The sequence below is a fragment of the Telluria sp. ZB4P36 genome (assembly GCF_059685865.1).
The window spans coordinates 120,659-141,273 of sequence record NZ_JCASIE010000001.1 but is presented as its reverse complement, the minus strand read 5'-3'; the positions used below and the strand labels follow the sequence as shown (position 1 = coordinate 141,273).

General features: G+C 65.1%; 18 protein-coding genes. 14 read left to right on the top strand and 4 right to left on the bottom strand.

What is annotated here, in order from left to right:
- The first annotated feature begins 138 nt into the window (after positions 1-138).
- The 3 genes from AC56LK_RS00650 to AC56LK_RS00640 all read left to right on the top strand — a co-directional run bounded on the left by AC56LK_RS00650 (position 139) and on the right by AC56LK_RS00640 (position 3,453).
- Positions 139-909, top strand: a complete 771-nt coding sequence (locus tag AC56LK_RS00650; RefSeq protein WP_497182649.1) for an SIMPL domain-containing protein — start codon at positions 139-141, stop codon at positions 907-909.
- A 72-nt stretch (positions 910-981) separates the two neighbouring features.
- The gene (gene pssA, locus AC56LK_RS00645) at positions 982-1,848 is read left to right on the top strand and encodes a CDP-diacylglycerol--serine O-phosphatidyltransferase (protein ID WP_497182648.1); all 867 of its coding nucleotides are present in this window, start codon (positions 982-984) and stop codon (positions 1,846-1,848) included.
- Positions 1,849-1,905: 57 nt separating this feature from the next.
- On the top strand, positions 1,906-3,453 hold the full coding sequence (locus AC56LK_RS00640) for a 2-isopropylmalate synthase (RefSeq protein WP_497182647.1): 1,548 nt from the start codon (positions 1,906-1,908) through the stop codon (positions 3,451-3,453).
- Between the two features lie 35 nt (positions 3,454-3,488).
- On the opposite strand, the gene AC56LK_RS00635 is transcribed toward AC56LK_RS00640, so the two are convergent.
- A complete protein-coding gene (locus tag AC56LK_RS00635; protein ID WP_497182646.1) occupies positions 3,489-3,989 on the bottom strand; it encodes a hypothetical protein in 501 nt (166 codons plus the stop codon).
- A 186-nt stretch (positions 3,990-4,175) separates the two neighbouring features.
- Here AC56LK_RS00635 and rpsO point away from each other — a divergent pair, with 186 nt between their 5' ends.
- Complete coding sequence (gene rpsO, locus AC56LK_RS00630) at positions 4,176-4,445, top strand: 30S ribosomal protein S15 (protein WP_027867691.1); 270 nt, start codon at positions 4,176-4,178, stop codon at positions 4,443-4,445.
- Positions 4,446-4,610: 165 nt separating this feature from the next.
- A complete protein-coding gene (gene pnp, locus AC56LK_RS00625) occupies positions 4,611-6,713 on the top strand; it encodes a polyribonucleotide nucleotidyltransferase (protein ID WP_497182645.1) in 2,103 nt (700 codons plus the stop codon).
- Positions 6,714-6,829: 116 nt separating this feature from the next.
- Here the strand turns inward: pnp and AC56LK_RS00620 are convergent, their stop codons facing one another.
- Positions 6,830-7,717 (bottom strand): LysR family transcriptional regulator, encoded by an 888-nt coding sequence (locus tag AC56LK_RS00620; protein WP_497183032.1) that lies wholly within the window; start codon positions 7,715-7,717, stop codon positions 6,830-6,832.
- Positions 7,718-7,845: 128 nt separating this feature from the next.
- On the opposite strand from AC56LK_RS00620, the gene AC56LK_RS00615 reads away from it, so the two are divergent.
- From AC56LK_RS00615 to AC56LK_RS00580, 8 genes are all read left to right on the top strand, one after another.
- Positions 7,846-9,087 (top strand): SGNH/GDSL hydrolase family protein, encoded by a 1,242-nt coding sequence (locus tag AC56LK_RS00615; RefSeq protein ID WP_497182644.1) that lies wholly within the window; start codon positions 7,846-7,848, stop codon positions 9,085-9,087.
- A 133-nt stretch (positions 9,088-9,220) separates the two neighbouring features.
- Complete coding sequence (locus AC56LK_RS00610; protein WP_497182643.1) at positions 9,221-10,354, top strand: sensor histidine kinase; 1,134 nt, start codon at positions 9,221-9,223, stop codon at positions 10,352-10,354.
- A gap of 199 nt (positions 10,355-10,553) precedes the next feature.
- Complete coding sequence (locus AC56LK_RS00605) at positions 10,554-11,414, top strand: STAS domain-containing protein (RefSeq protein WP_497182642.1); 861 nt, start codon at positions 10,554-10,556, stop codon at positions 11,412-11,414.
- Between the two features lie 7 nt (positions 11,415-11,421).
- Positions 11,422-11,778: an STAS domain-containing protein gene (locus AC56LK_RS00600; RefSeq protein WP_436105134.1), complete on the top strand. Its 357-nt coding sequence runs from the start codon at positions 11,422-11,424 to the stop codon at positions 11,776-11,778.
- Complete coding sequence (locus tag AC56LK_RS00595; protein WP_436105135.1) at positions 11,778-12,245, top strand: anti-sigma regulatory factor; 468 nt, start codon at positions 11,778-11,780, stop codon at positions 12,243-12,245. Before AC56LK_RS00600 ends, AC56LK_RS00595 begins: the two co-directional genes overlap by 1 nt.
- Positions 12,233-13,261: an ATP-binding SpoIIE family protein phosphatase gene (locus tag AC56LK_RS00590; RefSeq protein ID WP_497182641.1), complete on the top strand. Its 1,029-nt coding sequence runs from the start codon at positions 12,233-12,235 to the stop codon at positions 13,259-13,261. The genes AC56LK_RS00595 and AC56LK_RS00590 overlap by 13 nt, the downstream gene beginning before the upstream one ends.
- On the top strand, positions 13,258-14,625 hold the full coding sequence (locus AC56LK_RS00585) for an ATP-binding protein (protein WP_497182640.1): 1,368 nt from the start codon (positions 13,258-13,260) through the stop codon (positions 14,623-14,625). Before AC56LK_RS00590 ends, AC56LK_RS00585 begins: the two co-directional genes overlap by 4 nt.
- Positions 14,625-16,523, top strand: coding sequence for an ATP-binding response regulator (locus tag AC56LK_RS00580; protein WP_497182639.1), 1,899 nt, complete (start codon positions 14,625-14,627; stop codon positions 16,521-16,523). The genes AC56LK_RS00585 and AC56LK_RS00580 overlap by 1 nt, the downstream gene beginning before the upstream one ends.
- 68 nt (positions 16,524-16,591) lie before the next feature.
- Here the strand turns inward: AC56LK_RS00580 and AC56LK_RS00575 are convergent, their stop codons facing one another.
- Together AC56LK_RS00575 and AC56LK_RS00570 are read right to left on the bottom strand one after the other, a co-directional pair.
- Positions 16,592-18,016 (bottom strand): M16 family metallopeptidase, encoded by a 1,425-nt coding sequence (locus tag AC56LK_RS00575; protein WP_497182638.1) that lies wholly within the window; start codon positions 18,014-18,016, stop codon positions 16,592-16,594.
- 11 nt (positions 18,017-18,027) lie between these two features.
- Entirely contained in the window at positions 18,028-19,431 is a 1,404-nt protein-coding gene (locus AC56LK_RS00570; RefSeq protein WP_497182637.1) for a M16 family metallopeptidase, read from the bottom strand.
- A gap of 317 nt (positions 19,432-19,748) precedes the next feature.
- Here AC56LK_RS00570 and AC56LK_RS00565 point away from each other — a divergent pair, with 317 nt between their 5' ends.
- Positions 19,749-20,531 carry a GIN domain-containing protein gene (locus AC56LK_RS00565; protein WP_497182636.1) on the top strand — a complete coding sequence of 261 codons (783 nt, stop codon included), beginning with the start codon at positions 19,749-19,751 and terminating at the stop codon, positions 20,529-20,531.
- The last annotated feature ends 84 nt before the right edge of the window (positions 20,532-20,615 follow it).

The following is a 20,615-nucleotide window of genomic DNA, read 5'->3' as shown; positions in this document are numbered from 1 at the left end:
GCACCGCGACAATTCGAGACAACTGTTACTCCAGATACTCAGTTGCAACGATCCATTACAAAATCACGATGGAAGTTGCGAGAGCGGTATCGTATAAGTGACGCGGACATCCGTCGTAACTTTTCTGGAGAACAATAAATGAACATTTCCAAATCGATCGTGGCTGCGGCCCTGGTGCTGGCCTTCCAGGCCCAGGCGCAAACCGTGACTGCACCGTCGACCACCGGCACGCTGGTGGTGGTGCCGGCCTTTGGCGAAGTGAAGCACGCCAACGACCAGGCCACCGTCACCTTCGCGGTCGAAGAGCATGACAAGGACAAGAATGCCGCTGCGGCACGCGTGAACCGCAAGATGAAGGAGGGGACCGAGATCGTGCGCCGCGCCGATCCGAAGGCCGAGCTGAAGACCATGGGGTATTACACCTACCCGGTCTACCCGGAAGTGCCGCCGATGCCGCAGCCGATGGCGCGCACGCCGGTAAAGCCGGTGCCGATCGCCTGGCGCGTCGGGCAGTACCTGGAGGTGAAGACCACCAATCTTGCCGACTTGCCGAAGACCGCCGCCGCAGCCCAGAAAGTTCTGCAAATCAATAACGTGAACTTCGGCCTGAGCCCGGAACTGGAAAAGCGCCTCGACGACCAGCGCATCGCCGCGACCTACCGCAACCTGAACGAGCGCATCGTCTCGATCGCGGGCGCGATGGGACGCAAGCCGCTTGACGCGGTGCTGGACACGGTCGATTTCGAGGGGTCGGGCAATTATGCGGGCGATGGGCAGGCGGCGCAGGCGCCGATGATGATGCGCGCGAGCGCGATGAAGGAAGCGGCGGACCAGATGCCGGAGCCGAGCTTTGAACCGGGAGAAACAACCCTCCAGATGCGTCTGGTAGGCAAGGTGCGATTCAAGTAAACATAGCCATTCGCTAACATGGGTTCCCGCCTCTATAATGCTGGGAACAGCATTATTTGACTATGGAGCCCTATGCCGACCTTTCCACGACGCCGACCACCTGGAGCAGCGCCCAAGGCGCCACGATTTTCCCGCTTGAAACGCTTCGGGCGCCGGGCGGAAGACCGTCTTCCGGGTGAGCGTGGCCGCGGCATCTACCTGCTGCCGAATGCGTTCACGACCGGCGCGCTGTTCTGCGGTTTCTACGCCATCGTCATGGCGATGAACCAGCGCTTCGAGCACGCCTGCTGGGCGGTGTTCGTCGCGATGATCCTGGACGGACTGGACGGCCGCATTGCGCGCCTGACCAATACCCAGTCGGAGTTCGGCGCGCAGTACGACTCGCTGTCGGACATGGTGTCCTTCGGCGCCGCGCCGGCGCTGGTGATCTATGAATGGTCGCTGCGCGGGCTGGGCAAGCTGGGCTGGATCGCGGCCTTCATCTACTGTGCGGGTGCGGCGCTGCGGCTGGCGCGCTTCAACACCAACATCGAGGTGGTGGACAAGCGCTTCTTCCAGGGTTTGCCGAGCCCGGCGGCGGCGGCCCTGATCGTCGGCTTCATCATGATGATGACCGACCCGGACATCAACGTCAGCTCGCGCCAGGTGGACTGGGTGAGCTGGGGCCTGGCGGTGTTCGCCGGCCTGACGATGGTGTCGAACGTACCGTTTTACAGCTTCAAGGACGTGAACTTCCGCAAGTCGGTGCCGTTCATCGTGGTGTTCCTGATTGCCCTGGCCTTCGCGCTGCTGGCGATCGACCCACCGAAAGTCCTGTGGCCGATTTTTGTGATTTACGGCTTGTCGGGATATGCCGTGTTCGCCTGGCGCGCAGCCAAGGGCAAGCCGGTGAGCATCATCCCGCTCGACGACGAGCCGGACGACAGCGTGCGCCGCTAGCGCGGCCTTCGGGCCGGGCAGGGCGCCGCTGACTTTGATTAGTTAATGGAGCCCAGAATGCCTGACTCGAACCGTTTGATCATTTTCGACACCACCCTGCGCGACGGCGAGCAATCGCCGGGCGCCTCCATGACCAGGGACGAGAAGGTGCGCATCGCGCGCCAGCTCGAGCGCCTGCGGGTGGATGTCATCGAAGCCGGTTTCGCGGCGGCATCAATGGGCGACTTCGAAGCGATCCGCGCCATCTCGGCGGCGGTGCGCGAATCCACCATCTGCTCCCTGTCGCGCGCCAACGACCGCGACATCGCGCGTGCCGCCGAGGCCCTGGCGCCCGCGGCGCGCAAGCGCATCCACACCTTCATCGCGACCTCGCCGCTGCACATGCGGGTGAAGCTGCGCATGGAGCCCGAGCAGGTGCTGGAGCAGGCCACACTGGCGATCCGCTACGCGCGCAATCACACCGACGACATCGAATTCTCGCCGGAAGACGGCAGCCGTTCGGACGAGGACTTTTTGTGCCGCGTTCTGGAGGCGGTGATCGCCGAGGGCGCGACCACCATCAACTTCCCCGACACGGTGGGCTACGCCGTGCCGGAGGAATTCGGACGGCGCATCCTGCGCCTGCGCGAGCGCGTGCCGAATTCCGACAAGGCCGTCTGGTCCGTGCACTGCCACAACGACCTGGGCCTGGCGGTGGCCAATTCGCTGGCCGGCGTCACCATTGGCGGCGCGCGCCAGATCGAGTGCACCATCAACGGCCTGGGCGAGCGCGCAGGGAATACCTCGCTGGAAGAAGTCGTGATGGCCCTGCGCACGCGCGCCGACTACTTCAACTTGACGGTCGGCGTGGACACCACCCAGATCGTGCCGGCGTCCAAGATGGTCTCGCAGATCACCGGTTTCGCGGTGCAGCCGAACAAGGCGGTGGTGGGCGCGAACGCCTTCGCCCACGCCTCCGGCATCCACCAGGACGGCATCCTGAAAGCGCGCGAGACCTACGAGATCATGCGCGCCGAAGACGTAGGCTGGACCACCAACAAGATCGTGCTGGGCAAACTGTCCGGCCGAAATGCGTTTAAATCGCGCCTGCAGGAGCTGGGCATCGGGCTGGAGTCGGAGGCCGAGGTGAATGCGGCCTTTGCCCGCTTCAAGGAGCTGGCGGACCGCAAGGCCGAGATCTTCGACGAAGACATCATGGCCCTGGTGTCGGCCGAAGACCATGCGCAGGGAGGCGAGACCTACCGCCTGGTGTCGCTGGCGCAGCGTTCCGAGACCGGCGAATTGCCGCATGCGAAGGTCGTGTTCGCCGTGGAGGGCAGGGAAGTGTCGGCCGAGGCTTCCGGCGACGGACCCGTGGACGCGGTGGTGAGCGCGATCGAGAGCGTGGTCAAGAGCGGCGCGGAGCAGGTGCTGTTTTCGATCAATGCGATCAGCAACGGGCCGCAGTCTCAGGGCGAAGTCACCATCCGCCTGTCGCACTCGGGGCGTATCGTCAACGGTGTCGGGGCGGATCCGGACATCATCGTGGCCTCGGCCAAGGCCTATCTGTCGGGCCTGAACAAGCTGCATTCCAAGGTCGAACGCGTCAACCCGCAGGGCGTGTAAGCGCTGCCGGACACCGGGGTACTGGCCCCGGTGTCCTACCACCCCATCCTGTCCCGCGGCTCATACATCGGATCCGGCCCATTCAGCATTTGCCGCACGATCCCCTGGCGGTCGAAGTGCACGTGCATCATCGAGTTCCACACCCCCGCTTCCTTGTAGCGGTAGGACCAGACTTCCCAGTCCCGCATCGCCACGAAGGACTTCTCCGCCGGCCTGCCCACGGTGCGCAGTACTTCCTCCTTGTCGGCGACGTCGACCTCGATGGTCGCGAACTTCCCGCCGGTCAGTACCTGCTCGTAGGACAGCAGCCGCTCGTCCGCTCCGATGCGCGCCATGTAGGTCTGCTGCCCCATCGGCCCGGTCGCGTACTCGAAGATCCTTTCCTGCCCGGCCCCATAGATGGCGGTCGGCGCGCCCATCTTCTGCTGGACCACCGCGGCCGAATCGCCGATGGACGGCGCCTGGCGCAGCATCCCGGCGCAGCCGCCGAGCGCCAGCAGGGCCAGGATTGTTGCAATCTTGACTAATTTAGCCATCATTCACTCCGCGAAATGCCGCAAAACCCCCATGATCCACCTTTCTGGCGCTGCAAACAGTGGCCGCACGCCCGGTTTTCCCCTATACTGGCGGGTCTGTCCGTTTTGGGACAGCGATTTGTATCAACATCGTCAATCACGGTGCGCTGGGTTTCGACTCATGCACCGCATGTGAAAGGTAACATCATGACCGTAGAAAACATCAACAAAGCCGCGATCATCGCGGACAACGCACGTGGCCAGAACGATACCGGTTCGCCGGAAGTCCAGGTCGCACTGCTGACCGCCCGCATCAACGAGCTGAACGGCCACTTCAAGGCACACCAGAAGGATCACCACTCGCGTCGTGGTCTGATCATGATGGTCAACCGCCGTAAGAGCCTGCTGGCTTACCTGAAGCGCAAAGACGCAAACCGTTACCGCGACCTGATCGCCAAGCTCGGCCTGCGTAAGTAATCGTTGGTCAAGACGATTTAGTCACGAAATGCCTGCGCCAGATACCTGTCGCGGGCATTTTTTGTTTTTGTTGTTTGTTGTTGCAGTAATGACGGAGACACTCCGTCCGTGGTGAGGTGAACGACAGCTCCTGAAAATCTGTCGGCAAATAGAAAGGGATTACCCATGTTTAACAAAGTTACGAAAACCTTCCAGTACGGTCAACACACGGTCACCCTGGAGACGGGTGAAATCGCGCGCCAGGCAAGCGGCGCCGTCGTTGTGTCGGTCGAAGATACCGTCGTGCTGGCAACCGTGGTCGCCAGGAAGGACGCCAAGCCGGGCCAGGACTTCTTCCCGCTGACCGTCGATTACATGGAAAAGACCTACGCGGCCGGTAAGATCCCGGGTGGTTTCTTCAAGCGCGAAGGCCGTCCTTCGGAAAAGGAAACCCTGACCTCGCGCCTGATCGACCGTCCGATCCGCCCGCTGTTCCCGGAAGGTTACCTGAACGAAGTCCAGGTCATCATCCACGTCCTGTCGGTCAATCCTGAAATCGACCCGGACATCCCGGCCATGATCGGCGCCTCGGCTGCGCTGTGCATCGCCGGCATCCCGTTCAACGGCCCGATCGGCGCAGCGCGCGTCGGCTACGCGAACGGCCAGTACATCCTGAACCCGACCACCACCGAGCTGAAGACCTCGCAGATGGACCTGGTCGTCGCCGGTACCGAAACCGCCGTGCTGATGGTGGAATCGGAAGCGCAGCAGCTGTCGGAAGAAGTCATGCTGGGCGCGGTCGTCTTCGGCCACGAGCAGATGCGTGCCGTGATCGACGCCATCCACGACCTGGTCGCCGAAGGCGGCAAGCCGGAAGTCGAATGGGCGCCGGCAGAGAAGAACGAAGAACTGATCGCCCGCGTGAACGACCTGGCCGCCGAGAAGATCCGCGACGCCTACCAGACCCGCGAAAAGTCGGCGCGCCAGCAGAAGCTGAAGTCGATCTCGGCCGAAGTGATGGCCGGCCTGGCGACCCAGGGCGTGACCGCTGATTCGGCTGAAGTCGGCAACATCCTGTTCGACATGGAAGCCAAGGTCGTGCGTTCGCAGATCCTGAACGGCGAGCCGCGCATCGACGGCCGCGACACCCGCACCGTGCGTCCGATCGCGATCCGCACCAGCGTGCTGCCGCGTACCCACGGTTCGGCCCTGTTCACCCGCGGTGAAACCCAGGCGCTGGTCGTGGCCACCCTCGGCACCGCGCGCGACAGCCAGAAGATCGACGCGCTGATGGGCGAGTACACCGACGACTTCATGATGCATTACAACATGCCTCCGTTCGCCACCGGCGAAACCGGCCGCGTGGGCACCCCGAAGCGCCGCGAAGTCGGCCACGGCCGCCTGGCCAAGCGCGCGCTGGTCGCCGCGCTGCCGTCGGCTGACGAGTTCAGCTACTCGGTGCGCCTGGTCTCGGAAATCACCGAGTCGAACGGCTCCTCGTCGATGGCTTCGGTCTGCGGCGGCTGCCTGGCACTGATGGACGCCGGCGTGCCGATGAAGGCGCACGTCGCCGGCATCGCCATGGGCCTGATCAAGGAAGGCGGCAAGTTCGCGGTCCTGACCGACATCCTGGGTGACGAAGACCACCTGGGCGACATGGACTTCAAGGTCGCAGGTACCCCGGCAGGCATCACCGCGCTGCAGATGGACATCAAGATCCAGGGCATCACCAAGGAAATCATGCAGGTGGCGCTGGCGCAAGCCAAGGAAGCCCGCCAGCACATCCTGGCCGAGATGCAGCGCGCCGTGCCGAGCGTGAAGACCGAGCTGTCGGACTTCGCACCGCGCCTGATCACCATCCGCATCAACCCGGAAAAGATCCGTGACGTGATCGGCAAGGGCGGCGCCGTCATCCGCGCGCTGACCGAAGAAACCGGCACCCAGATCGACATCACCGACGAAGGCGTCGTGACCATCGCGTCGGTCGATGCCGCCGCCGGCCAGGAAGCCAAGCGCCGCATCGAAGAGCTGACCGCATCGGTCGAAGTGGGCAAGACCTACGACGGCACCGTGCTCAAGCTGCTGGACTTCGGCGCGATCGTGCAAGTCATGCCGGGCAAGGACGGCCTGCTGCACATCTCGCAGATCGCCAACGAGCGCGTCAACGCCGTTGCCGACTACCTGAAGGAAGGCCAGCAAGTGCGCGTGAAGGTCCTCGAGACCGACGAGCGCGGCCGCCTGAAGCTGTCGATGAAGGCTGCTGATCCGGTGGAAGGCGCGGCGCAGTAAGCACCGCGGCTTCGAGCCAACAAGAACCGCCAGCGCGTGAGCCTGGCGGTTTTTTTCGATATGCAGATGTTTGTCATGGCTCACTCGTGCTGGACTGTGGGATGAGTTTTTCTTGCTCACGACGATGCGTGGAAGCCGGGTAATCCGCGCATGCGCGTAGTGATGAACTCGATAAACAGTTTGGCGCGCAAAGGCTGGTAGCGGCGCGACGGATAGAGCAGGGTCAGGTCTTGCGGCGTTGCGGACCAGGCCGGCAAGACGCGCACCAGCGCACCCGTGGCAAGCAGGTCATGCACCAGCCATTCAGGACACAGGCCGATACCGCCGCCCAGCGCGAGCGCTTCGCGGATGGCCAGCCCGTTGTTCACGCGGTAACGGCTGTTGGCCGCGACACGGCGGGACTCCTCTCCCGCGTGCAGCTCCACGGTGCTGCCCGGCGTCCAGGCGAAACGGACGAAGTCATGCGCGGCAAGTCCACCGGGGTCCGTCGGCGCGCCGCGTTGCCGTAAATATGCCGGTGAGGCGGCCAGGAAACGCGGCACCGAGGCAATGCGGCGCCCGACTGCGTCTGGCGGCAAGCTGGTCCCGAGCCGCAGGGCGACGTCCACCCCTTCCTCGACCAGGTCCACGAAACGGTCGTTCAGGATCAGCTCGACCGAGATGGCGGGATGCTGGCGCATGAAGTCCTGGACCAGCGCGTTCAGGTGGAACTGTCCCAGGGCGACGGGCGCGTTGATGCGCAACAGGCCGGTCGCCTGGGTGGTCAGTCCCTGTACGCTGCTTACCGCAGCGTCGTACTGCTCGAGAATTGCCTTGGCCTGGTCGTAGAAGTGCAGTCCCTGTTCAGTCGGCATCGGTCCCCTGGTGCTGCGCTCCAGCAGGCGGACATTGAGCTGGGCTTCGAGCTGGGACAGGACTTTGCTGACGCTGGACTGCGTGCTGCCGATCTCGCGTGCAACCGCCGACAGGCTGGCAAGCTCCATCGTCCTGCAAAATATCCGCAATGCACGCAAGGTGTCCAATCTTCCTCCTGTCTTATTCCAAAATAGAATAACCCATAGTCCAGCATTGGGGCTACTCGTCGCATTTGGCATAAGCTATCGTGGGCTCCTACTTTTACAGGAGCTCCACAATGAAAACATCTACCGGAATCGCGGCCGTCCTTTCCGTCTTGGCCATCCTGGGCGCAAGCGCCGCTGCACCAGCAGCGGGGCCGGAGCCCGGGCATTGGGTCACGTCCTGGTATGCAGCCCCGCAGCCGGTCTGGGGCGGCACATTCATCCTTCCGACCGGCATTCCCGCCCGGCTCGAGAACCAGACCGTTCGCCAAACCCTCAGGCTGAGTAGCGGCGGCAGGCGGCTGCGGCTCGTATTCTCGAACCGCTATGGGGACGAGGCGGTACAGATCGGTGCGGTCCGGCTCACGTTGGAGGACGGAACGGCGCGCAAGCCGCAAGTGCTCAGCTTTGCCGGACAGTCCGGGGCCAGGCTGCTGCCGGGAGCCCAGCTGACCAGCGACCCGGTCGAAGGGCCGATCCCGCCCCTGGCCCGGGTGACCGTATCGACGTATTTCCCTCAACCCACCCCAATCAAGAATTTTCACTGGGGCCAGCAACAGACACTCGGGCTTGCCGCGGGAGACCGGACAGGGAGCGCCGGCTTCAAGGCGGACAGCAGCATCGGGGGCCGCTTGTTCCTGAGTGCGGCACTGGTGGAGGTCCAGCGCAGGACCCGCGGCGTGGCGACGCTCGGCGACTCGATCACCGACGGGAATGGTTCGACACCCAACCAGGACCGCCGCTGGCCCGATTACCTCGCCGAGCGCCTGGTGGGGCAGGGCGCCGCGGTGGCAAACGCCGGGATCTCGGGCGCCCGCCTGTTGCGAAACGGGATGGGACTGAATGCCCTGGCCCGGATCGAGCAGGACGTGCTCGCGCAGCCGGGTGTGACCGATCTGGTCGTCCTGCTCGGGACTAACGACATCGGCTGGCCGGGCGGCCCCTTCGCGCCGGGAGAGCCGCCGGTCACGCTGGACGAACTGCGATCCGGGTTCTCGCAACTGGCCGCCAGCGCCAGGTCACGGGGCCTGCGCATCATCGCGGGAACCCTGCCGCCGTTCGAAGGGGCGCTGGAGGGCACGCTCTATGCCGGACACTATAGTGACGAGAAGGAGAAATTGCGCCAGGCGTTGAATCAATGGATACGCGTCGCGCCCGACTTCGACGCGGTCGTCGATTTCGACGCCGTGCTGCGCGACCCGGAGCATCCCCGCCGGCTTCGCGCCATCTACGATTCGGGCGATCACCTGCATCCCGGCGACCGCGGCTATGCGGCGATGGCGGAAGCGGCTGCGGCTGTATTGTCGACGCCGTAAATGCTCGAGGGGGCGGTGCCTGGCCGGCCGCACCGTCCCGGGAGACGAAGTGGTAGACTGCCTGGGCGCCTGGGCTGAGCGCTGGCCTGCGGAGCCGTTCGTTCGAGATCAATGCTTGAGCCAGGAGCTGCGTATGATGTACGAATTCCTTTCCAATAATCGCGACGAACTTGTCCAGCGATGCAGCACCAGGGTCCACGAGCGTGCCGGCCCTCCTGCTACCGAAGCTCAGTTGCAAGCAGGTATTCCACTGTTTCTCGATCAGCTGATCCGCACCCTTGAAGTCGAACAGTCGGCCAGGCCCGGCGACGGCCGGCGCATTACAGGCCCATCAGGCGGAGTTCGTGGACATTCCGAATCGAGTATCTCGGCAGCGCAGCACGGCAGGGACCTGCTCAAGCTCGGCCTGCACGTGGGCCAGGTCGTGCATGTCTACGGAGACCTGTGCCAGGCAATCATGGATTTGGCCGTGGAGCGTGATGTTCCTTTTCATGTGGACGAGTTCCGCACGCTGAACCGCTGTCTCGACAATGCCATCTCCGACGCGGTGACCGAGTTCAGCTTCCAACGCGACTTTCATACGGCCGAGATGCATTCTCTCGAAGCGGGGAAGGAGTTGGCACTGTTTGCGCGGGAGATGCGGCACTTGCTTGGCACGGCTTCGCTGGCTTTTACCGCTGCAAAGGCCGGCCAGTTGAGCCTGAATGGCGCCACGGGCACGATCCTCGAGCGGAGCCTCGCCGGCCTGGACACGCTGATCGCCAGGTCTCTCGAGGAGGTGCGGATCCTTTCTCAGCACCTGAATGCACTCGGAGGTTTCTCCCTGGCGCTTTTCATTGAAGAGGTGCGCCTTGCCGCGTCTTTGTCAGTCCGGAAGCATGGTTGCAGCTTGCATGTGCCACAGGTGGATCCCGAGCTCGCCGTGCACGGTTCACGCGATCTGCTGATGGCTGCGGTGGCAAACCTCTTGCAAAATGCATTCAAATTCACCAAGCCTTGCAGCGAAGTCGTGCTGAGCGCATATGCGTCCTTCGACCGTATCGTGATCGATGTCGCAGACCAATGCGGGGGATTGCGCCCCGGTGCGGTAGACACAATGTTCCTGCCCCATGCACAGCATAACGGTGAGCACTCCGGCATCGGCCTGGGCTTGACAGTGTCAAAACAAAGTGTTGCCGCAAACGGTGGCGAATTGACCGTGCGCAATGTTCCCGGTCATGGCTGCGTCTTCACGATCAGCCTCCCGCGTAACCACCTGCCGACCTGATCGCCTCTCCCCGGTAATTCATCCGCCCAGCAATAAGGCGTGGCCGCGTCCTATCGTGGCCCGTGCGCACGATACAACTGTGTCGTGACCATAATGCAAGAAATGTTATAGTCGATCATTTCGTCAATAAGGGTTCGCTTGCGTCTGTTTCACTGCGGCACCCACTGATTTCAACCATCCAAACCTAGGAATCGCAGAGATGACCACGAAGGATTACGCCGCCCGTATCAGCCAGCTCATCCAGGAACACCAGGCCGACATCGGCGCCGAGTGGACGACGCAGCTCGAGGCGATGATCGTGCGCGGCAGCTCCAGTTCGAAGGAGCAGCTGCGCAGCCATTGCCAGCAATTCATCTCGGCGCTCGTCACCGCGACCCGCAGCGGCGAACTGGGCAACATCGAGCACCGTTCCTGGGATGAGGTACGCGACCTGCTGGCCGAGATCTCCTCGACCCGCGCCAAGTCCGGCTCGACCCCGGCCGAAACCGCCACCTTCGTCTTCTCGCTGAAGCAACCGCTGTTCGGTCAGCTGCGCCAGGGTTTCGAAGGCGACAGCGAAGCCATCGCCGCCGCCTCATGGACCGTCAGCACCCTGCTGGACAAGCTGGGCCTGTACACCATCGAAGTGTTCCAGAAGACCAAGGACCAGATCATCGTGCGCCAGCAGCAGGAACTGCTCGAGCTGTCGACCCCGGTCGTCAAGCTGTGGAACGGCATCCTGGCGTTGCCGCTGATCGGCACCCTCGACTCGGCCCGCACCCAGGTGGTAATGGAAAACATCCTGCAGAAGATCGTCGACACCGGCGCCGTCATCGCCATCATCGACATCACCGGCGTGCCGACCGTCGACACCCTCGTGGCCCAGCACCTGATGAAGACCATCGCCGCCGCTCGCCTGATGGGCGCCGACTGCATCATCAGCGGCATCCGCCCGCAGATCGCCCAGACCATCGTGCACCTCGGCGTCAACCTGGAAGACGTGATCACCAAGGCTACCCTGGCCGACGCCTTCCTGGTCGCGCTCGAGCGCACCGGCACCGCCGTCGTCGCCAAGGCATAAGCAGAACATGGAACGTATTCCTATCCTGCGCATGGGCGACCTGCTGCTGGTCACGATCCAGGTCGACATGCACGACCGCCTCGCCATGCAGCTGCAGGACGACCTGACCGAGCGCATCGTCAGCGACGGCGCCAAGGGTGTCCTGATCGACATCTCGGCGCTCGACCTGGTCGATTCCTTCATCGGCCGCATGATCAGCAATACCGCCGCCATGGCGCGCGTGCTCGACGCCCGCACCGTGGTGGTCGGCATGCAGCCGGCGGTGGCGATCACCCTGGTCGAATTGGGCCTGACGCTGCACGGCGTCCGGACGGCACTGAACGTGGAAAAGGGCATGGCCCTGCTGGGAAAGAACTTTAACTGATGAACGGCGCGCATACCGGTGCAGTCCTGTTCGATACCGCGTTGCTGGACCGCCACCGCCAGCACCGCAGCGCACGCGTGACCCTGCGCCTGCAGTCGGACGAGGACGTTGTAGGCCTGCGCAAGCAGGTGCGCGAGCGGGCGGTGGCCATCGCCCTGTCCCTGGTCGACCAGACCAAGCTGGTCACGGCCGCAAGCGAATTGGGGCGTAATACAATCAAGTACGGCGGCGGCGGCGAAGTCCACCTGGACAGCCTGTCCGACGGTGTCCGCCAGGGCATCGGCCTGTTGTTCGTCGATGCCGGTCCCGGTATCGCCGACATCGACAACGCGCTGCGCGACGGCTTCACCACCGGCGGGGGCCTCGGCCTCGGCCTCGGTGGCTCGAAGCGCCTGGCGGATGAATTCGACATCGATAGCCGCCGCGGAGAGGGCACTGCCGTGCTGGTGGTGAAATGGAAGCGCTGATCAGTTCACTCGCACAGCAGGAAGTGCACGCGATTAACCACGCGAGCGATGTCGCGGCGGTGCGGCGCAGCGGCCAGAAGCTGGCCGATGCGCTCGGCTTCAACGAGACCCGCGCCGGCCAGCTGGCGCTGATCATCACCGAGGCCGCCACCAATATCCTCAAGCATGCGGGCGAGGGCGAGATCCACGTCGGACCGGCGCAGTCGGCCGCCGGCGTGGGCATCGACGTGCTCGCGCTCGATAACGGTCCCGGCATCGCCGACCTGGCTGCCTGCCTGGTCGACGGCGTGTCCAGCACCGGCACGGCGGGCACCGGCCTGGGCGCCATCAACCGCCTGGCCGACGAGTTCGACGTCTACACGCAGCCCGGCAAGGGTGCGGTCTTCTTCATGCGGCTCTGGCGCGACTTGCCGGCGCCCGAGCCCTGCGGCGTGGAGATCGGCGCGCTGTGGGCGCCGCTGGCAGGCGAGGACGAGTGCGGCGACGGCTGGGCGGTGCGCTGCGACAGCCGCGGCGCGACCTTGCTGGCCGCCGACGGCCTGGGTCACGGACCCGAGGCCGCGCGCGCCGCAGCGGCGGCCATCGGCGCACTCGAGGCCCGCAAGGGCGTGCAGGCGGACGAGCTGATGCTGGCCGCCCACGAAGCCTTGCGGCCGACCCGCGGCGCCGCGCTCGCGACCGCCCGCATCGAGTTCGCGGACGATGAACTGCAGTTTGCCGGCGTCGGCAACATCGCCGGCTGCGTGATCGACGGCGTACGCCGGGCACTGGTGTCGCACAACGGCATCGTCGGCCACAATATGCGCAAGGTACAGTCCTTCCCCTTGCCCTTCGGTCCGGGCGCCGTGTGCATCATGCATTCGGACGGCATCCAGACCCAGTGGAACCTGGACAAGTACCCCGGCCTGGTCGGCCGCAGCCCGATCCTGATCGCGGCCGTCCTGATGCGCGACTTCAGCCGCGGACGCGACGACGCGATGGTACTGGTGGTGCGCCGCCATGGGAGCTACCGGTGAGCCTGCATCGCATACTGAATGTCGCCCTCGACAGCGGCCAGGACGTGGTGGTCGTGCGTCAGCGCGCCCGCCAGGTGTCGGAACTGCTCGGCTTCTCCCAGCAGGACCAGGTGCGCGTGGCGACCGCCGTGTCGGAAGTGGCGCGGATGGCCTGCCACCAGGGCTCGGGCGGCCGCGCGGCCTTCCTGCTGGGCCGGAATGGCACGCGCCAGTACCTCGAAGTCGCCATCCATCCCGGCGCCGCGGCGCGCATGTCCACGGCGCCCGAGGTGTTCGACCAGGTGCTCAGCAGTTCGCTGCCGGAACTGGCCCTGATCACCGCGCACCGCCTGATGGATTCCTGCGAAGTCGAGCCGGCCCAGGGCGTCGCCACCACGGTCACGATGCGCAAGGCGCTGCCGCCGCAAGCCCTGGTCGACCCGGCCCGGCTGGCGGACATCAGCACACGCCTGGCCGGCAGCCCGGTCTCGAACACCCTGCAGGAACTGCAGCTGCAGAACCACGAACTGCTGGGTACCCTGGCCGAGCTGCGCGAGCGCCAGGAAGACCTGCTGTCGCTGACGCGCGAGCTGGAAGACACCAACCGCGGCATCGTCGCGCTGTACGCCGAGATCGAGGACAAGGCCGAGCGCCTGCGCCGCGCCGACGAGATGAAGTCGCGCTTCCTGTCGAATACCAGCCACGAGCTGCGCACGCCGCTGTCGTCGATACGCGCGCTGGCCCAGCTGCTGCTGGACCGCATGGACGGCGAGCTGACGACCGAGCAGGAGCGCCAGGTGCAGTTCATCGCCAAGGCCGCCAACGACCTGTCGGAGCTGGTCAACGACCTGCTCGACCTGGCCAAGATCGAGGCCGGCAAGGTCGACGTGCAGCTGGCGCCGGTGGTGATCGACAACCTGTTCCGCGCCCTCAAGGGCATGATGCGGCCGCTGGTCGACGAAGGCCGGGTGGAACTGGTGTTCGAACCCTCCGACTTCACCGAGGCTTTCGATTCGGACGAGGGCAAGATCTCCCAGATCCTGCGCAACTTCATTTCCAACGCGCTCAAGTTCACCGAGCGTGGCAGCGTGCGCGTGTCAGCCACCTACGACCAACAGCTTGATGTGATCGCGTTCGCGGTCGCCGACACCGGGATCGGCATCAGCCCGGAAAACCTGCAATTGATCTTTGAAGAGTTCAGCCAGATCGAGCATCCGCTCCAGCGGCGCAGCAAAGGCACGGGCCTCGGCCTGCCGCTGTGCCGCAAGCTGGCCGCACTGTTGCAGGGACGGGTCGACGTGGAAAGTAGACTCGGTGAAGGCACGACCTTCACCTTGCGCTTGCCGCGCCGCTTCCAGCAGTCCAGCCAAGACGGAACCGAATGATGAAAGCCAACTCCACCCTGATCCTCAACGTTGACGACAACGACGGCGCCCGCTACGCCAAGAACCGCATCCTGCAGGGGGCGGGCTTCGAGGTGGTGGAGGCGACCAACGGCACCGACGCGCTGGAGATGGTCAAGCGCCTGAACCCCGCGCTGGTGCTGCTCGACGTGAAGCTCCCGGACATCAACGGCATCGAAGTCTGCCGCCGCATCAAGGCCAGCCCGGACAGCAGCATGGTGCTGGTGCTGCAGACCTCGGCCGCGCTGACCGGCCGCGCCGACAAGATCCGCGGCCTGGAAGGGGGCGCCGACAACTACCTGGCGGCGCCGATCGAGGCCGACGAGCTGATCGCCAACGTGAATGCGCTGGTGCGCATGCGCCAGACCCAGGTCGAGCTGCGCGACAGCGAAGAGCGCTTCCGCCAGATCACGGACAACATCGACGACGTGTTCTGGATGTTCACCGTGCCGGACGGCGGCCTGGTGTACGTCAGCCCGGCCTACTCGGCCATCTGGGGCGGCAGCCCGGACGACCTGCGCCAGCGGCCCGAGGCCTGGCTGGATGCCGTCCACCTGGACGACCGCGAGCGCATCGCCCAGCACTGGCGCACACTGCACGACATGCCGCACTACGACGACGAGTTCCGCATCCTCGGCCCGGACGGGCGTACCCACTGGGTGCGCGACCGCCTGTTCGCGGTGCGCGACCAGCGCGGCGAGGTCTACCGCGTTGCGCGCGTGACCAGCGACATCACGGCGCGCAAGGAAATGGAAGCCCTGCTGCGCGCGGCCGACCGCAACAAGAACCAGTTCCTCGCCACGCTGGCCCACGAGCTGCGCAACCCGCTCAGCCCGATCCGCAATGCGGCCGCGCTGCTGGGCGCCGCCGGCGACGACAGCCAGGGCACCGAGCGCCAGGCGCGTGCGCGCGAAGTCATCACGCGCCAGGTCGACCACCTGGCGCACCTGGTGGACGACCTGCTCGACGTGGCCCGCATCTCAGAGGGCAAGATCGTGCTGCGCACCGAAGAGGTGGACCTGGGCGCCGTGATCCGGCAGGCCATCGAGACCGCCGGCCCCCTGATCACGGCGCGCGGCCACCAGCTGGCCGTGCATCTGCCGGAGCAGCAGGTATGGGTAATGGGCGATCCGGTGCGCCTGGCGCAGTCGGTCGGCAACCTGCTGCACAACGCGGCCAAGTTCACGCCGAAGGGCGGCCAGATCGACGTCGACGTCAGCCTGGCCGACAAGGGCCGGGTGCGGATCGCCGTACGCGACAACGGTATCGGCATCGCCGAGGACAACCTGCCGCGCATCTTCGGCATGTTCGCCCAGGTGGACGTGCCGCCGGACCGCGCGCCGGAAGGCCTGGGCATCGGCCTGTCGCTGGTGTCGCACCTGCTCGAGCTGCACGGTGGACACCTGAGCGCCGACAGCCCCGGCATCGGCATGGGCAGCACCTTCACGGTCGATCTGCCGCTGCTGCGCACGAGCGCGCCGGAAGCCAGTTCCGCGCATTGCGAGACGCACGAGACAGGCGGCAGCGGCATGCGCGTGCTGCTGGTGGACGACAACGTCGATGCAATGGAAATGATGGGCTTCCTGCTGGCCGAGATGGGCTACGAAACCTGCACCACCTCGGATGCCGCGCAGATCGAGGACCTGGCGTTGCGCCACCGGCCGCAGGTGATCGTGCTCGACATCGGCCTGCCAGGCATCGACGGCTACGAAGTGGCGCGCCGCATCAAGAAGAATCCGGCGCTGGCGCACGTCCGTCTGGTGGCCCATACGGGCTATGGCTCGCCGGAAGACCGCAAGCGGGCGATGGACGCGGGCTTCGATGCGCACCTGGTGAAGCCGGCGGAGTTGCCGGACCTGGAGCGGGCGCTGAAAGGCTGAGGCGCGGGCGCTACCCCCAACGAAAAGCCCCGCGAACCGCGGGGCTTTTCACATCAGCCGACAGAGAATTACTTCTCCATCACGCTGAACTCACCAAACGCCTTCAGCTGCTCTCCCAGCGCCTTCTGGTCACCCACGACCACGATCGACTGGTTCTCCGGCGCGAAGTACTTCTTCGAGACCTCGCGCACCTGTTTCGGCGTGACCTTCATGATGCGCGGCACGTACTCGCCCAGGAACTCGGGCGGCAGGCCGATCAGCCAGTTGTTGGCCAGCGTCGCCGCGACCGAGCGCTGCAGCTGGTTGCTGATCATGTAGCCGCCAGCGACGTAGCGCTTGTTCATCTCCATTTCCTTGGCCGGCACGGCTTCGGCGCCGATGCGCTTGTACTCGCTGAAGAACTCGTTCAGCGCCGCGCCGGTTACTTCGTTGCGCACGTCGGCGCCGCCGACGATCGCACCGCCCACGCGGTTCAGGCGTGCACCGGCCGAAGCGCCGTAGGTGTAGCCCTTCTCTTCGCGCAGCTTGATGTTCACGCGGCTCGAGAAGCCGCCGCCGAGGATGGTGCTGGCCAGGCGCAGCGGGATCTGGTCTTCGGCGCTGGCGGCGATGCCCGGGCTGCCCAGGCGCACGGCCGACTGCACGCTCTTGTCACGCTGCAGCAGGATGCGCGCCGGCTTGGCGTCGGCCGGGGCGGCGGCGGTTTCCGGCAGGGCCGGGCCGCTGGCCTTCCAGTCGCCGAAGGCCGCTTCGGCCATCTTCAGCGCCTCGGCTTCCTTGACCGGGCCGGTGATCACCAGCAGGGCGCGGTCCGGGCGCATGCGCTTGGCGTGTTCGGCGCGCAGCATGTCCTGGGTCACGGCGTTGATCGCTTCCACCGTCGGGGTGGTGCGGGCATACGGGTGCTCGCCGTAGATCGCGCGGTTGATGGCGCGCTCGGCGCGGAAGCCCGGCTGGGTTTCGGATACGCGCAGCGACTGCAGCGCATTGGCCTTGGCCAGCTTGACTTCGCTTTCCGGGAAGGACGGGGTGCGGGCGACTTCGGCCAGCAGCTGCATCATCGGGGCAGCCTGCGATACCAGCGCATTGGCCGAGACGACGATACCGTCCGACGAGGCACTGGCGCCCACTTCACCGCCCATGCCCTGGGCCGCTTCGGCGATCGCGCGCGAGTCGCGCTTGGCGCTGCCTTCGTTGAGCAGGCCGGCCAGCATGTTGGCGAAGGCCGGGGTTTGCGGAGCGTCGGCCGCGAAGCCGGCGCCGCGTACCGCCAGCACGTAGTCCACGCGCGGCAGGCCCTTGCGCGGCACGACCCAGACGGTCAGGCCGCTGGCCAGGGTCTTCTTGGTGATCTTCGGCACCGGGATCGCACTGTCCTTGCCGTAGGCCGGCATCGGCAGGGATTTCTCGGCGGCAGGGGCGGCGGTTGCGGCATAGACGGCCGCCGGCGCGAAGGCGACCGAAACGGCGATTGCGAGCATCAGTTTTTTCATCGATGCGCTCCTTATTTGGTAGTGGCGGCAGCCGGGGCGGCGGCGGCGGCTGGGGTGGCGGCAGGCGCCGCGAGCATCGCGGCCGGCTTGCGGTCGATGACGGTACGGTTGGTCGGCACCAGGTAGGTGCGCACCGCGCGCTGGATGTCTTCCGAGGTCACGCCTTCGATCAGGCCCGGGATCTTGTTGACCACGTTGGCGTCGCCCCACATCACCTGCATCTTCGCCATCATGTCGGCGCGGTTGATGAAGCTCTCCAGCTGGTTGTTCCAGTTGGCCAGCAGGCGGGTCTTGACGCGCTTGAGGCTCGCGGCATCCACGCCGTTCTGGGCGACCTTGGCGAGCTCTTCGTCAATGGCCTTGAGCATGGCATCGGCGCTGCTGTTCGGCTTGTACAGCGCGAACACCGTCAGCAAGGTCGGGCCGTCGTATTCGAAGGGGCCGGTCAGGCCGAACAGGGAGTCGACGTTCAGGGCGATCTCGCGGCCCTTCACCAGGCCCTGGTAGAACAGCGAAGCGTCGCCGCCGGCCAGCAGTTCGCCCAGCACGGCCATCGCGGCCTGGTCGCGGTGGCCGCGCGGCGGCATCTTCCAGGCGGCGGCGATCGCCGGCACCTGGGCCAGGGCGTCGCTCTGCACCAGCCGCTTCTCCTGGGTGTTCAGGCCTTCGTTGAAGTCGGTCGGTTTCGGCGTCGGGCGGGCCGGGATCTTGCCGAAGTATTTTTCTGCCAGCGCGAAACCCTGGGCCGGGCTGATGTCGCCGGCGATGGCGATGACGGCGTTGTTCGGGCCGTAGTAGTCGCGGTGGAAGGCGCGCACGTCGTCCAGGCTGGCGTTCTCGAGATCCTCGAAGCTGCCGTAACCGTCATGGTTGTTTTCCCACTTCTGGAAGGCATGCTGGCCGATGTCGATCCACATGAAGCCGCCGTAAGGCTGGTTCTTCACATTGACGCGGATCTCTTCCTTCACCACGTCCTGCTGGTTCTTCAGCGTGGCCGGATTGAAGTCGAGCGTCTTCATGCGGTCCGCTTCCAGCCACAGGATCGGCTCGAGCGCCGACCGGGGGGCGGTCTCGATGTAGTTGGTGTAGTCGGCACGGGTCGACCCGTTGTTGCGGCCGCCGCCACCGGTGATCGTGGTATCGAACACGCCCTTCTTGGCGTTCGGCGTGCCCTGGAACATCAGGTGCTCGAACAGGTGGGCAAAGCCGGTACGGTTCTTCGGCTCCAGGCGCATGCCGACTTTGTAGACGACCGACACGCCGACGGTCGGCGAACTGCGGTCTTCGGTGACGATGACCGTCAGGCCGTTATCGAGCTTCTTGACAGCGACCGGCAGGGTCCACTGGTCCGCGGAGGCGGCGAATGCCGACAGCGAGAACGTGAGCCCGGCCAGCAAGACAGGTAATTGGCGCATGCGCATGGGTTTGACCTCGTAATGAACTCGGGAAAAGATGAAGCCTGTACTGACGGCCTGGGCCATCATGCGCTGCATCTTAGCGCAATGGCATGCCAATAAGTAATCTTTTTTGGCGGGGAAATTTGCGCTCTGTCGACGCTGCGCAACGCACGCGCTATCCGTGCATACGCCGCTCCAGGCCGCGTTTTATGCAGTTCATCGCAGACCGGTGGGAATGGGCGGGAAGGGAGGATATAGTTGCAACATGCTAATGTTGCGGTAAAGCAGCCACAAGCTGGCAACGCACAACCAAAGAACACGATTCGGAGAATTGAATGAACCACCTTTCCAAGCTCGGCCTCGCTTTTGCGGCACTGTGCGCCCCGCTGTTCATCCCCACGGGAAGCGCCACCGCGGCCGAGGTCGCCACTGAAACGCGCCAGGTCGATGCGCGCGTGGTGCGCGTCAAGCTCGACGGCGTGGTGGACCTGAAGATTCGCCAGGGCAGCATGCCGCTGCTGGTGCTCACGGGCGATCCTCGCCTGCTCGGCAAGACCACCACCCAGCAGAGCGGCGATACCCTGAACATCGGCACCGAGACCAAGGGCGTCAGCATCAACCTGGGCCGCAGCATGGGCCTGCACGCCGAACTGACCCTGCCGAACCTGCGCGAAGTGAGTTCCGAGAGCGTGGGCGGCACCACCGTCAGCGGCTTCTCCGGTGACGAGCTCGAGCTCAACCTCGATGGGGCCGGCTCAATGAATGTATCATGTAATTACAAGGTGCTGACCGCGAACCTGGGCGGCGTCGGCAGCATGAAGATCCACGGAATCAACAGCGAGAGCGTCGAGCTGAACCTGAGCGGTGCCGGCTACGTGACCCTGTCGGGCCGCAGCCGCAGGCTGAAGGCGGAACTCGGCGGGCTGGGCGGACTGGATGCGCAGGCCTTCACCGCCGAGAACGTGACCCTCGAGCTGTCCGGCCTGGGCAACGCGACCGTCACCGCCAAGGACAGCGCCAACCTGACCCTGTCGGGCCTGGGTTCGGTGACGGTGCACGGCAAGCCGCTCAACCGCAAGGCCAGCGTCGACGGGCTCGGCAAGGTGAACTGGAAATAAAACAGCAGCAGCGCGGCCAGAACAAGAATAAGAACAAGCATACGGACAAAACAAGGTGAGCCCGACACGAGGGCGAAGGATACG

Excerpts from the sequence above, each read along its gene's own strand:
- AC56LK_RS00640 (WP_497182647.1), top strand. The coding sequence starts at position 1,906 with ATGCCTGACTCGAACCGTTTGATCATTTTCGACACCACCCTGCGCGAC.
- rpsO (WP_027867691.1), top strand. The coding sequence starts at position 4,176 with ATGACCGTAGAAAACATCAACAAAGCCGCGATCATCGCGGACAACGCA.
- AC56LK_RS00600 (WP_436105134.1), top strand. The coding sequence starts at position 11,422 with ATGGAACGTATTCCTATCCTGCGCATGGGCGACCTGCTGCTGGTCACG.
- AC56LK_RS00635 (WP_497182646.1), bottom strand. The coding sequence starts at position 3,989 with ATGGCTAAATTAGTCAAGATTGCAACAATCCTGGCCCTGCTGGCGCTC.
- pssA (WP_497182648.1), top strand. The coding sequence starts at position 982 with ATGCCGACCTTTCCACGACGCCGACCACCTGGAGCAGCGCCCAAGGCG.
- AC56LK_RS00580 (WP_497182639.1), top strand. The coding sequence starts at position 14,625 with ATGAAAGCCAACTCCACCCTGATCCTCAACGTTGACGACAACGACGGC.
- AC56LK_RS00610 (WP_497182643.1), top strand. The coding sequence starts at position 9,221 with ATGATGTACGAATTCCTTTCCAATAATCGCGACGAACTTGTCCAGCGA.
- AC56LK_RS00605 (WP_497182642.1), top strand. The coding sequence starts at position 10,554 with ATGACCACGAAGGATTACGCCGCCCGTATCAGCCAGCTCATCCAGGAA.
- AC56LK_RS00570 (WP_497182637.1), bottom strand. The coding sequence starts at position 19,431 with ATGCGCCAATTACCTGTCTTGCTGGCCGGGCTCACGTTCTCGCTGTCG.
- AC56LK_RS00590 (WP_497182641.1), top strand. The coding sequence starts at position 12,233 with ATGGAAGCGCTGATCAGTTCACTCGCACAGCAGGAAGTGCACGCGATT.
- AC56LK_RS00565 (WP_497182636.1), top strand. The coding sequence starts at position 19,749 with ATGAACCACCTTTCCAAGCTCGGCCTCGCTTTTGCGGCACTGTGCGCC.
- pnp (WP_497182645.1), top strand. The coding sequence starts at position 4,611 with ATGTTTAACAAAGTTACGAAAACCTTCCAGTACGGTCAACACACGGTC.
- AC56LK_RS00595 (WP_436105135.1), top strand. The coding sequence starts at position 11,778 with ATGAACGGCGCGCATACCGGTGCAGTCCTGTTCGATACCGCGTTGCTG.
- AC56LK_RS00575 (WP_497182638.1), bottom strand. The coding sequence starts at position 18,016 with ATGAAAAAACTGATGCTCGCAATCGCCGTTTCGGTCGCCTTCGCGCCG.
- AC56LK_RS00650 (WP_497182649.1), top strand. The coding sequence starts at position 139 with ATGAACATTTCCAAATCGATCGTGGCTGCGGCCCTGGTGCTGGCCTTC.
- AC56LK_RS00615 (WP_497182644.1), top strand. The coding sequence starts at position 7,846 with ATGAAAACATCTACCGGAATCGCGGCCGTCCTTTCCGTCTTGGCCATC.